At 70.1% G+C, this 11,326-nt stretch carries 9 protein-coding genes; 6 read left to right on the top strand and 3 right to left on the bottom strand.

Annotation, left to right across the window (positions count from 1 at the left end; genetic code table 11):
- Nucleotides 1–48 precede the first annotated feature (48 nt).
- The 6 genes from Q0L11_RS06690 (at nt 49) to Q0L11_RS06715 (ending at nt 9,284) form a co-directional block, all read left to right on the top strand.
- Nucleotides 49–2,217 carry a TonB-dependent receptor gene (locus Q0L11_RS06690; RefSeq protein ID WP_296596211.1) on the top strand — a complete coding sequence of 723 codons (2,169 nt, stop codon included), beginning with the start codon at nt 49–51 and terminating at the stop codon, nt 2,215–2,217.
- 92 nt (nt 2,218–2,309) lie between these two features.
- The gene (locus Q0L11_RS06695) at nt 2,310–3,104 is read left to right on the top strand and encodes a protein imuA (RefSeq protein WP_296596212.1); all 795 of its coding nucleotides are present in this window, start codon (nt 2,310–2,312) and stop codon (nt 3,102–3,104) included.
- Nucleotides 3,016–4,623 (top strand): DNA polymerase Y family protein, encoded by a 1,608-nt coding sequence (locus Q0L11_RS06700; protein ID WP_296596214.1) that lies wholly within the window; start codon nt 3,016–3,018, stop codon nt 4,621–4,623. The genes Q0L11_RS06695 and Q0L11_RS06700 overlap by 89 nt, the downstream gene beginning before the upstream one ends.
- Nucleotides 4,620–7,829 (top strand): error-prone DNA polymerase, encoded by a 3,210-nt coding sequence (locus Q0L11_RS06705; RefSeq protein WP_296596215.1) that lies wholly within the window; start codon nt 4,620–4,622, stop codon nt 7,827–7,829. The genes Q0L11_RS06700 and Q0L11_RS06705 overlap by 4 nt, the downstream gene beginning before the upstream one ends.
- Before the next feature lie 73 nt (nt 7,830–7,902).
- Nucleotides 7,903–9,024, top strand: a complete 1,122-nt coding sequence (locus tag Q0L11_RS06710; RefSeq protein ID WP_296596216.1) for a glycosyl hydrolase — start codon at nt 7,903–7,905, stop codon at nt 9,022–9,024.
- The gene (locus Q0L11_RS06715; protein WP_296596217.1) at nt 9,021–9,284 is read left to right on the top strand and encodes a MoaD/ThiS family protein; all 264 of its coding nucleotides are present in this window, start codon (nt 9,021–9,023) and stop codon (nt 9,282–9,284) included. The genes Q0L11_RS06710 and Q0L11_RS06715 overlap by 4 nt, the downstream gene beginning before the upstream one ends.
- Here Q0L11_RS06715 and holA read toward each other — a convergent pair.
- From holA to Q0L11_RS06730, 3 genes are all read right to left on the bottom strand, one after another.
- Nucleotides 9,281–10,333: a DNA polymerase III subunit delta gene (holA, locus tag Q0L11_RS06720; RefSeq protein ID WP_296596219.1), complete on the bottom strand. Its 1,053-nt coding sequence runs from the start codon at nt 10,331–10,333 to the stop codon at nt 9,281–9,283. The genes Q0L11_RS06715 and holA overlap by 4 nt on opposite strands.
- On the bottom strand, nt 10,334–10,840 hold the full coding sequence (lptE, locus tag Q0L11_RS06725; RefSeq protein WP_296596221.1) for an LPS assembly lipoprotein LptE: 507 nt from the start codon (nt 10,838–10,840) through the stop codon (nt 10,334–10,336).
- Nucleotides 10,837–11,326: class I tRNA ligase family protein (locus tag Q0L11_RS06730; protein ID WP_296596222.1), on the bottom strand; the 490-nt coding region annotated here is incomplete at its 5' end. The genes lptE and Q0L11_RS06730, both read right to left, overlap by 4 nt.

Below are 11,326 nucleotides of genomic sequence, written 5' to 3' on the forward strand. Positions count from 1 at the left end.
ATTACCCGTGTAATCTGCCTAGATTACATGTGTATCCTGGGGTTGGCGATGGGTCGGGTTCTTCATGTCTGCGCGCCGCTCTTCGTGTTCGCGAGCTCGGCCGTGGCGGCGCCGGCGGAGAAGCCCCCAGCCAAGTCGGAGCCGGGGAAGACGGTGCAGGAGGTGACCGTCACGGGCCCGTCCCGCGACGGCCTTCGCGTCGAGACCGATCGACGGAGCTACGGCATCACGGGCGACCTCCAGGCGACGACCGGCTCGATCGGCGACGCGCTGCGCAATGTTCCGTCGGTCAGCGTGGACGTTCAGGGCAACATCAGCCTGCGGGGCGACTCGAACGTCACGATCATGGTCGATGGAAAGCCCTCGGGTCAGTTCCGGGGCGAGGGCCGGGCGGCAGCGCTGCAGAACCTGCCGGCGGATCAGTTCGAACGGGTGGAGGTGATCACCACGCCATCGGCGGAGTTCCGCCCGGACGGCGCGGGGATCATCAACCTGATCAGCAAGAAGGTGCGCAAGCCGGGCTATTCGGGCACGGCGCGGGCGACCTACGGCAGCGAGGGCCGCTACACGGCCGGCCTGAGTGGCGGATACAACTCGGGCAAGCTGTCGTTCTCGGGCGACGCCAGCGTCCGCCACGACCCGCAGAAGTTCCGCTTCAAGGAGACTCGGGAGGGGCTGGATCCCAGCAGCGGACCCGCAAGACTCGTCGATCGCGCCGGCACGCGTGGACAGGGGCATATCTTCAGCGGACGTGCGGCGGTCGACTACGACCTGGATGAGCGGACGCGGCTGAGCGGCGAACTGCGGGCCACGCAGATGCGGATCCGCAACACCAACTACGAGCAGGAGATCGGAGACGGCGCGACCGGCGCGACCACGCGCCTCCTGGACCGCACGCAGAACGTGGCGTTCACGCGCACCAACAGGTCGGCGAACGCGAGCGCCCGGCGCAAGTTCGCCGATGACGGCGAGCTGACCGTCAGCCTTCGGCTGGACCGCACCGACTTCGACAACCGAAACCGGGGGACACAGGTCACGCGCCTGCCGACGCCGGACGCCTTCTACGAAGACACCCGGCTGGATAACCGGCAGGACGAGCAGGAGCTGAAGGCCGATTATGTCCGGCCGTTCGCCAGCGGGGCGAAGCTGAAGTTCGGCCTGGAGCTGGGCCTGCAGGACTATCGCGCCGATTTCCTGGGCCTGCGCGGGCCCGACTCCGGGTCGGCTGTCCCGCGGCCGGGCTTCAGCAACCGGTTCCGATACGAGTTCGCCAGTCCCGGGGGCTACGTCACCTACGAGCGGCCGTTCGGCGACCTGACGGTGCTGGCCGGCCTGCGCCTCCAGAGCGTGGACATCGACCTCAAGCAGCTTTCGACCGGGGAGCGGTTCGGACAAGACCGGCTGAACGCCTATCCGAGCCTGCACCTGGCCTACAAGCTGAGCGAAACGCAGCAGGTCACGTTCGCCTACAGCCGGCGCATCCAGCGGTCGAACCCCGACGACCTGAATCCCTTTCGCATCTATATCGACGCGTCGAACCTGCGGCAGGGCAATCCCGACCTGAAGCCGCTCAAGACCGACTCCTTCGAGACGGCATGGCAGCTTCGCAAGGGCTCCACCTACTATCTCGCGACCCTGTTCTACCGCGACAGCCGGGACGTCCCGACCGATGTCTTTACCGACCTGGGCGGCGGGGTTCTGCTGCGCAGCCGGGCCAACATCGGTGAGCGCCGGAGTGGAGGGCTCGAGCTGGTGGCGAACGGCAAGGTGACACCCAAGCTCAGCTACAACGTCAGTGGCAGCGCGATCTGGAACCGGATCGACGCCGGCAACCTGGGCTTTTTTGGCGGCCGTTCGGACGTGGCGTTCAGCGGCCGGGGGAACCTGAGCTGGCAGGCGACGGCGAAGGATTTCCTGCAGGCCAGCGGCAACGCCTACGGCGAGCAGTTGACTGCGCAGGGCCGGATCAAGGCGTACGGCTTCCTGAATCTGGGCTACCGGCACAAGTTCAACGACGACCTGTCGCTCGTGGTGACGGCGCAGGACGTCCTGAAATCGGCGCCCTATGTGGTCACCGTCGATACGCCGGCCCTGCGGTTGCGGCGGCGGAACGAGGGCAACATGCAGGCGGTGTTCGTCGGGCTGACCTGGGGCTTCGGCGGCAAGGCGAAGCGGCGCGATCCCGGGTTCGACTTCGGCGGGCCTCCGGGAAATTGAACGCCCCGTTGAACGGCCGACCGATTCCCGCCGCTTGACTCCCCGGCTCCGAAGTTCCAGAACAAAAATGGAACAAAAGGAGTCCCAAAACCATGTCCGATTTTCGCGCCAAGCGGATCGCCGCCCTGGCCGCGAAGATCGCCGCGATCGAAAGCGGCGCGCGGCCCGAACTCGGCGTCCTGCCCTTCGGCGACCCGCGAATGGACGAGCGGCTGGCCGGGGGCGGACTTCCACTGGGACGCTGGCATGAGATCGCCGGCGCGGGGATCGAGGTCGAAACCTCGGCGGCGCCGGCGGCCTTCGCGGCCCTGATGGCGGCTCCCCTGGCGCGCCGGGGTGAGGCGGTGTGGGTCCTGCGCCGCGACGACCTCTGGGCGCCGGGACTGGCCGGCCTGGGTTTCCCGCCTGAGCGGCTGATCCAGGTGTGCGTCCGCGACGAGGCCGAGGCCTTGGCGGTGATGGAGGACGCGCTCTCGACGGTGGGCGTCTCGGCCGTCTTCGCCGAAGTGGAAGCCGTGGACCTGACCGCCGGGCGCCGGCTGCAACTGGCCTGCGAGCGGAGGGGCGGCACAGGCTTCGTCCTCAAGCGCCGGCCCTTCGGTGGGACGGCGAAGGTCGAGGCCGCGGGGTCGGTCTCGACCACCCGCTGGCGCGTGGGCAGCGCGCCGTCCGAGCCGCTGGCCGGCGAGTTCGGTCTTGGCGCGCCGCGCTTCCACGTGGCGCTCGAACGCAGCCGGGGCGGACGTTCCGGCGAATGGATCCTCGAGGCCCAAGGGGCCTATTCCTGGGAGGCGGGCGATGTCGCGCATCCTCTGCGCCTGGTCGCCGACCTGGGCGATCGCGAACTGGCGCCGGCGAGCGAACGCCACGAACGTCGCGCCGCCTGAAGGTCCGCCCGCCCCCTTCGCGCTCATCGAAACCGTCCGCCAGGTGCGGCGGCTGGCGGCGGTCAGCGCCGAGGCGGCGAAGCTGGGGCTGCATGTCGGGCAGAAGGCGACCGACGCCATGGCCCTGGTCCCGGAGCTCCAGACCGCCGACGCCGAGCCCGAGGCGGACGCCCAGGCCCTGACGGCGCTGGTCGACTGGTGCGTGCGCTTCTCGCCGGCGGTTGCGGCCGACCGGCCCGACGGCCTGTTCCTGGATATCTCGGGCGTAGCTCACCTCTGGGGCGGCGAGACCGAGATGATGGCCGACTTCCGGAATCGGCTATCCGGAAGCGGTCTGGAATTCCGCCTGGCCATCGCCGACACGCCGGGCGCAGCCTGGGCGCTGGCGCACTACGGCCGCGACGGGACCCTCGCGCCGCCGAACGGCCAAGCCGAGCTCCTGAAGCCCCTGCCGCCGCCGGCCCTCCGGCTCGATCCCGAGGCCGCCGCGCAGATCGAACGCCTGGGACTGCGTCGGTTGGACCAGCTCATGGACATCCCGCGCGCCCCGCTGGGCCGGCGGTTCGGCGCCTCGACGCTGGAGCGGCTTGACCAGGCGCTGGGCCGCTCGGCCGAGGCGCTGGCGTTCCGCCGCCCGCCCACGCCCTGGGTGACGCGGCTGGCCTTCTTCGAGCCGATCAGCGCCCCCGAGGACATGGCCCGGGTGACGCAGGACGTCACCGCCAAGCTCTGCGCGCGGCTGGAGGCCGAGGGCCGGGGCGGGCGGCGCTTCGAGGTCGCCTTCCACCGGGTGGACGGCAAGGCGCCCAGCGTCGCCGTGGGCCTCTCCCTGCCCGGCCGCGACGCCGTCCGGATCGCCCGCCTGTTCCAGCCGAAGCTGGAGACGGTCGATCCGGGCTTCGGCGTCGAAAGCGTGACCATCGCCGCCTATGCCGTCGAGCCGGTCTCGGGGCGCCAGGTGCGCCTGGAGGCCGGCCTGGACGCGGCTGTGGAGGACGGCCTGGTCCCATTGATCGATCGTCTGACCAATCGCCTGGGGCCCTGCGCCGTCTGGCGCGCGACCCCCTTCGAGAGTCACGTCCCCGAACTGGCCGTCGCTCGCGAGCCGCCCATCCTCCCTCGCGCCGAAGCGCGCGGGGGAGGAGAACCGCGGAACGCGGTGGAGGGGGCGTGGGGCGTGGGGGAAACGTCGGCCCGGCCCTGGGATCGCGAGGCGCCCCGCCCCGTACGGCTCTTCCGCCGGCCCGAGCCTCTGGAGCAGGTGGTGGCGCTGCTGCCCGACGATCCGCCCGTGCAGTTCCGCTGGCGCGGCCGCGTCCACCGCGTGCAACGCGCCGAGGGGCCGGAGCGCATCGGCGAGGAATGGTGGAAGGGCGACATCGGCGACGTCTCGGTCGGCCACGTCCGCGACTACTACCGCGTCGAGGACGCCGAAGGCGGCCGTTTCTGGCTGTTCCGCGCCGGCCTCTACAACGGCGAGGGTCCGCCGAAGTGGTGGCTGCACGGGCTGTTCGCATGACCCGCTACGCCGAGCTTCAGGCCACCACCAACTTCACGTTCCTGCGCGGGGCCTCGCATCCGTGGGAGCTGGTCGTGGGGGCCGACGCCCTGGGGTTGGAAGCCATCGGGATTTGCGACCGCAACAGCCTGGCCGGGGTGGTCCGGGCCTGGCGGCAGATGCAGGACCTGAAGGCGCAGGGATCGTCGGTCCGCGCCTTGACCGGCTGCCGCCTGGACTTCGCCGATGGAACGCCCAGCCTGCTGGTCTACCCCTCGGACCGCGAAGCCTACGGGCGGCTGACCCGCCTGCTGACGGCGGGACAGCGGCGGTCCGAAAAGGGCGAATGCGAGCTGCACTGGGAGGATTTCCTGGGCCACGCCGAGGGCCAGCTCGTCCTGGTCGTCCCCCCTGACCGGCTGGACCAGATGTTCGAGGGCGACCTGCGCCGCATCCGGGGCGAACTGCCGGACGTCTGGCTGGCGGCGGCCCGTCGCTATGGCCCCCGGGACCTGCAGCGCCTCACCCACCTGGACGCCCTGGCCCAGGCCGCGGCCATCCCGATGGTCGCCACGAACGACGTCCTCTACCACGGCCCCGAGCGGCGGCCGTTGCAGGACGTGCTCACCTGCATCCGCGAGGCCTGCTCCATTCAGGAGGCTGGCCTTCGCCTGCAGGCCAACGCCGAGCGCCACCTGAAACCCGGGCAGGAGATGGCCAGGCTGTTCGCCCGGTTTCCGGGGGTCGTGGAGCGCAGCGTGGAGATCGCCGAGCGCATCCGGTTCGACCTGGACGACCTGCGCTACGAATACCCCGACGAACCGGTGCCCCCCGGCAAGACCGCCATCCAGCACCTGCACGACCTGTCCTGGGCCGGAGCGAAATGGCGCTATCCCGACGGCGTCCCCGAGAAGGTCGCGAAGCTGGTCGCCCACGAGCTCGAGCTGATCAAGAAGCTCGACTACCCGAACTATTTCCTCACCGTGCACGACATCGTCCAATGGGCCCGCTCCCAGGACATCCTCTGTCAGGGGCGCGGTTCGGCCGCCAATTCCTGCGTCTGCTTCTGTCTGGGGATCACGTCGGTGGATCCGACCAAACCGGGGCAGGACCTGCTCTTCTCCCGCTTCATCTCGGAGAACCGTAACGAGCCGCCCGACATCGACGTCGACTTCGAGCACGAGCGCCGCGAGGAGGTGATGCAGTACGTCTACGAACGTTATGGCCGCCACCGCGCCGCCATCGTCGCCACCGTGATCCACTACCGGCCGCGCATGGCGATCCGCCAGGTGGGCAAGGCGCTGGGCCTGACCGAGGACATCACCGCCGCGCTCGCGAACACCGTCTGGGGCAGTTACGGCGACGACGTTCCGGACGAGCACATCCGCCAGGCGGGCCTGAACCCCGACGCCCCGGAGATCCGTCGCGCCACGGCGCTGGCCCAGGAACTGCTGGGCTTCCCCCGCCACCTGTCGCAGCACGTCGGCGGCTATGTCCTCACCAAGCGCCGCCTGGACGAGACGGTCCCCATCGGCAACGCCGCCATGGAGGACCGCACCTTCATCGAGTGGGACAAGGACGACATCGACGCCCTGAAGCTGATGAAGGTCGATGTGCTGGCGCTGGGGATGCTCACGGCGCTGAAGCGCAGCTTCGACCTGCTGCCGCCCCTGCCCGACGGAACCCGGATCACCGACGTCGCCCACATCCCGCAAGAGGACCCCGAGGTCTACGAGATGCTGTGCCACGCCGATTCCATCGGCGTGTTCCAGGTGGAAAGCCGCGCGCAGATGTCGATGCTGCCTCGGCTGAAGCCACGGAAGTTCTACGACCTCGTTATCGAGGTGGCGATCGTCCGGCCCGGACCGATCCAGGGCGACATGGTCCACCCCTACCTGAAGCGCCGGGACGGCATCGAGGAGGTGACCTATCCGCGGCCCAGCCTGGACTACCCGCAGGACGAGATGGAAGCGATCCTGGGCAAGACCATGGGTGTGCCGCTCTTCCAAGAGCAGGCCATGCGGGTGGCGATCGTCGGCGCCGAGTTCTCGGACAACGACGCCGACGGCCTGCGCCGCTCGATGGCGACGTTCCGCAACATGGGCACCGTGGGCGACTACGGCCACAAGTTCGTCGAGGGGATGGTCCGCCGCGGCTACGACGCCGAGTTCGCCGAGAGGTGCTTCAAGCAGATCGAGGGCTTCGGCTCGTACGGCTTCCCCGAGAGCCACGCGATCAGCTTCGCGATCCTGGTCTACGCGTCGGCCTGGGTGAAACGGCATCACCCCGACGCGTTCCTCGTCTCGCTGCTGAACAGCCAGCCGATGGGATTCTATCAGCCGGCGCAACTGGTGCGGGACGCCCGGGAGCATGGCGTGGAGGTGCGGCCGCCCGACGTGATGTTCAGCGACTGGGACTGCACGCTGGAGGAAAAGGACGATCCGCGCGCCGACAAGTATCGGCCCGTCCGCCTGGGGCTGCGGCAGATCAAGGGGTTCAAGGACAAGGACGCCGAGGCGCTCGTCGAGGCCCGCAAGGCCGGAGCCGACAGCATCGAGGCCTTCGCCCGCCAGGCGGGGCTGACACGGCGCGCGCTTGAGCTGCTCGCCGAGGCCGACGCGTTCCGCAGCCTGGGCTTCCCGCGGCGCGAGGCGCTGTGGGCGGTGAAGGGGCTAGCCGGTGAATGGGGGGCCGAAAAGCACGCGCCGCTGCTGCTTCGCCAGAGCCTGCAGGAGGCCCAGGTCCAGTTGCCTTTCATGAGCCAGCCGCAGCACGTGGCCGAGGACTACCGCACCACCAGCCTGTCCCTGAAGGACCACCCGGTGCGCTTCTTCCGCGAGGATCTGGCGCGGCGAAACGTCATGCCCTGCTCGGTGCTGAAGACCGCGCGCGACCGGCGACGGCTGTCGGTGGGCGGTCTGGTGCTGGTGCGCCAGCGTCCCGGCACCGCAAAGGGGGTCGTGTTCATGACGCTGGAAGACGAAACCGGCATCGCCAACATCGTCGTCTGGCGCGACGCGTTCGAGGCGAACCGTCGGCTGGTGATGACCTCGGCCTTCCTGATCGTCCACGGCCAGGTGCAGAAGGAAGGCGAGGTGGTCCACCTGGTGGCCGAGGGCTTCACCGACCTCTCGGGCCGCCTGTCCGAACTGCGCGAGGACAAGGGCGAGATCGCCGCGCACTCCAAGGTCACCGGCCGCCTGATCCGCAGCCGCGACTTCCACTGAGCACGCCGAGGTTTCGTCCGGCGCATTCGTCGGCGTAGGCTCCTGCCGCACGTCCTTGGGTGGGAGGTTCCCGATGACGCAAGCGATCCAACTGCTCGTGGGCACCCGCAAGGGCGCCTGGATCTACCGCAGCGACGAGGCGCGAGCCGCCTGGGCGGCGGAGGGCCCGCTCTTCCTGGGTCAGATCGTCAACCACTTCGTCCGTGATCCGCGCGACGGCCGGACCCTGCTGATGGCGGCGTCGACCGGCCATCTGGGTCCAACGATACTGCGCTCCACCGACGGCGGAGCCACCTGGGCCGAGGCGAAGCGCCCGCCCGCATTCCCGAAAGGCGATCCGCACGGCCGCTCGGTGGACCACTCGTTCTGGCTCGAGCCGGGGCACGCCTCCGAACCTGGCGTGTGGTGGGCCGGCGCCTCGCCGCCGGGTCTGTTCCGCAGCGCCGACGGCGGCGACACCTGGGAGAGCGTCGAGGGGCTGAACCTGCACCCGCAGGTGACGGACTGGTTTCCGCCCGAAGGCGGCACGCCCGACGGGGCCATCCTGAACCAGATCGTCGTCGATCCTCGCGACGCCCGGCACATGTACCTGGCCACCTGCTCGGCCGGAGTGCTGGAGACCACGGACCAGGGCGCGACCTGGCGGCCCCTGAACCGGAACGTGCGATGCGATTTCCTGCCCGACCCGTATCCGGAGTTCGGTCAGGATAGCCACTACCTCGCCCTCGCGCCCACCGACCCCGACCGCCTCTGGCAGCAGAACCACTGCGGGATCTATCGCCTCGACCGCCCCGGCGAGCGATGGGAGCGGATCGGCGAGGCCATGCCTCGGGAGATCGGCGACATCGGCTTCACCATCGTGCCCCACGTCCGCGACAGGGACACGGCCTGGGTTTGGCCGATGGACGGCACGGAAGCCTGGCCGCGCACCAGCCCGGGCGGACGTCCCGCCGCCTACCGCACACGCGACGGCGGCGCGTCGTGGGAACGGCAGGATCGCGGCTTTCCGACCGAACAGGGCTGGTTCACCGTCAAGCGGCAGGCGTTCTGCGCCGACGCTTGCGATCCGCTGGGCCTCTACATCGGCACGACGGGCGGCGAGATCTGGATGAGCGGTGACGAGGGCGAAAGCTGGCGCCAGATCGCCGCGCACCTGCCCGAGATCTATTCGGTGGTCGCGGTCCCGGCCGCATGATCCGCGTGTCCATCCCCTCGCAGCTAATCGCCTACACCGACGGCGCGACGCGGGTGGAGGCCGAGGGCGCCAGCGTGGGCGCCGTGCTGGACGACCTGGACCGTCGTCATCCCGGCCTGAAGTTCCGGGTGGTGGACGAACAGGACCGCATCCGCCGGCACGTGCGGATCTTCATCGGCCAGGAAGAGGCGCGCGCGACGAACGAGCCCGTGCCGCCTGGCGGCGAGTTGCTGATCTTCGGCGCGCTGTCCGGCGGCTAGAGGCCAAGCCGGCGTGCCCGGCCGGCGACGGTGAGCGCCAGGCGCTCGGCGATCAGGCGGTCGGGCGAGCCGGCGGTCTTGCACGCGCGGTCGGCGGCCAGCACCTCGGGCTGAATCCGGTCGAGCTCCTCCAGCGACCAGGCGCGCGCCTGGCGCAGGAACTCGCGCTCCTGCTTCCAGAAGACCCCCGACGCCTTCGCCGCCTCCTGCAGTCCGGCGCCGTTCTTGGCCAGGGTGAGCACGCGGCGCAGCTTGCCCAGGTGCATCCCGATGGCGCGGACGGCCGCGGGCCCGGTCTCCCCTTCCTGCGCCGCGCGGCGAAGGCCGGCCTGCGCCTCGCCCAGCTTGCCGCCGAAGGCGTCCGCCGCGGCGTCGAACAGGGAGGACTCGGGCTCGACGCCCAGGAAAGGCTCGAGATCGGCGGGAGTCGCGGTCGCGCCGCTGCCCGGACCGAGGTACAGCGCCAGCCGCTCGATCTCCTGGCGCGCGACGCCGCGCTCCTTGGGCAGCCGTTGGACAAAGACCTGCAGGGCGTCGACGTTCAGGGCGACCTGATCCTTGGCCAGCAGTTCGCGCACCAGCCGGGCCACGTCGCCGGGTTCGTCCTCGTAGCAGGGGATGGCGGCGGCGGCGTTCGCCTTCTCGGCCGCCTTCCGCAGCGCCGACTCACGGCCGAGATTGCCGGCCTCGATCAGGAGGAAGGCGTCGGGGTTGAGTTCGCCCTTCGCGTGGCGGTCCAGGGCCTCGGCTGCGGCCTTGTCGGCAGAGGGCTTCTCGCCGGCGAGGCGCAGGCGCACCAGGCGGCGCCCGCCCATCAGCGACTGGGCCGCGAGTTCGCCCTCCAGCCGGCCGCCGTCGTCGCTGAGATCCTGCTCGGTCAGCAGCGCCACGTCGAAGGGATCATCCGGATTGTCGACCACCTTGGCGGCGAGCTGGTGGCCGCGGTCGCGCACCACGCCGAGGTCGCGCCCGTAGATCAGGGCCGCACGGATGGCCGGATCGGGTCGGCCGAGGAAGCGCTCGATGTCCGGCCGCTTCGAGAGGATCATCTACTTCGCGGCGACCTTGGCCCCGTTGGCGAGCCAGACCGCGAGCTCCATCTCGATCCGCCTCGCCGCCTGTTCGGCCGCCCGGTCCTGGGCGTCCTGCTGGGCACTGATCGACGCGTAGGGCTGGTCGGCGGAGTCGTAGGTGAGCTCCACCCGGACCTGGCCCTGTTTCGCCACCGCGCGCGTCTTCACGTCGCGCAGCACGTAGGAGGCGGTCAGCACGTATTCGTAGCGCGTGGCCACATTGTCGATCCGCACGCCGCGCGGATACCGCGCCTCGCCGAGGCCGAGCTCCATGGTGTAGGCCGGCGCCGCCGAGTGGTCCTTGGCAAAGGCGTCGTCCAGGTGCTGGCGTATGAGGTAGCCGGTTCGCCCGCTCGGCGCCTCGACCTGGATGGCGGCCAGGTTCTTCGTCACCTCGGTCTGGGCGTAGAGCGGCTGGAACCCGGCGCAGCCCGAAAGCAGCAGGGCGGACGCGGCCGCGGCAAGGATCAGGATCCGGCTCATGCCGCCACGATATTCACGATCCGGTCCTTGACCACAATGATCTTGCGGATCGTCAGGCCTTCCAGCTTGGCGGCGATGTCCGGGTCGGACTTCAGGATCGCCTCGACGTCGGCCTGTTCGGCTCCCGCCGGCGCGACGATCTCGCCGCGGCGTTTGCCGTTCACCTGCACGGGCAGGACCTTGGTCGCATCCTCGGTCAGGGCCGGGTCGAACTGCGGCCAGGGGGCGGCCACGACCATCCCCTCCCCGCCGATCCTGGCCCAGCACTCCTCGGCCAGGTGCGGCGTGAACGGGGCGATGAGGCGGGCAAAGGCGCTCAGCGCCTCCTGGCGCGCCGCCAGGACCGCAGGCGTTGCGCCCTTGGCCGGGTTGGCCTTCAGCAGGTTCAGGAACTCGTACAGGCGCGCGATGCCCGAATTGAAGCGGAAGCTGTCGATGGCCTCGGTCACCTGCTTCACCAGCTTGTGGGTGGCGCGGCGCAGCTCG

It is taken from the genome of Phenylobacterium sp., from assembly GCF_024508875.1.
Taxonomy (GTDB): domain Bacteria; phylum Pseudomonadota; class Alphaproteobacteria; order Caulobacterales; family Caulobacteraceae; genus Phenylobacterium.

Excerpts from the sequence above, each read along its gene's own strand:
- holA (WP_296596219.1), bottom strand. The coding sequence starts at position 10,333 with ATGATCCTCTCGAAGCGGCCGGACATCGAGCGCTTCCTCGGCCGACCC.
- Q0L11_RS06715 (WP_296596217.1), top strand. The coding sequence starts at position 9,021 with ATGATCCGCGTGTCCATCCCCTCGCAGCTAATCGCCTACACCGACGGC.
- Q0L11_RS06695 (WP_296596212.1), top strand. The coding sequence starts at position 2,310 with ATGTCCGATTTTCGCGCCAAGCGGATCGCCGCCCTGGCCGCGAAGATC.
- Q0L11_RS06710 (WP_296596216.1), top strand. The coding sequence starts at position 7,903 with ATGACGCAAGCGATCCAACTGCTCGTGGGCACCCGCAAGGGCGCCTGG.
- Q0L11_RS06700 (WP_296596214.1), top strand. The coding sequence starts at position 3,016 with ATGTCGCGCATCCTCTGCGCCTGGTCGCCGACCTGGGCGATCGCGAAC.
- Q0L11_RS06690 (WP_296596211.1), top strand. The coding sequence starts at position 49 with ATGGGTCGGGTTCTTCATGTCTGCGCGCCGCTCTTCGTGTTCGCGAGC.
- Q0L11_RS06705 (WP_296596215.1), top strand. The coding sequence starts at position 4,620 with ATGACCCGCTACGCCGAGCTTCAGGCCACCACCAACTTCACGTTCCTG.
- lptE (WP_296596221.1), bottom strand. The coding sequence starts at position 10,840 with ATGAGCCGGATCCTGATCCTTGCCGCGGCCGCGTCCGCCCTGCTGCTT.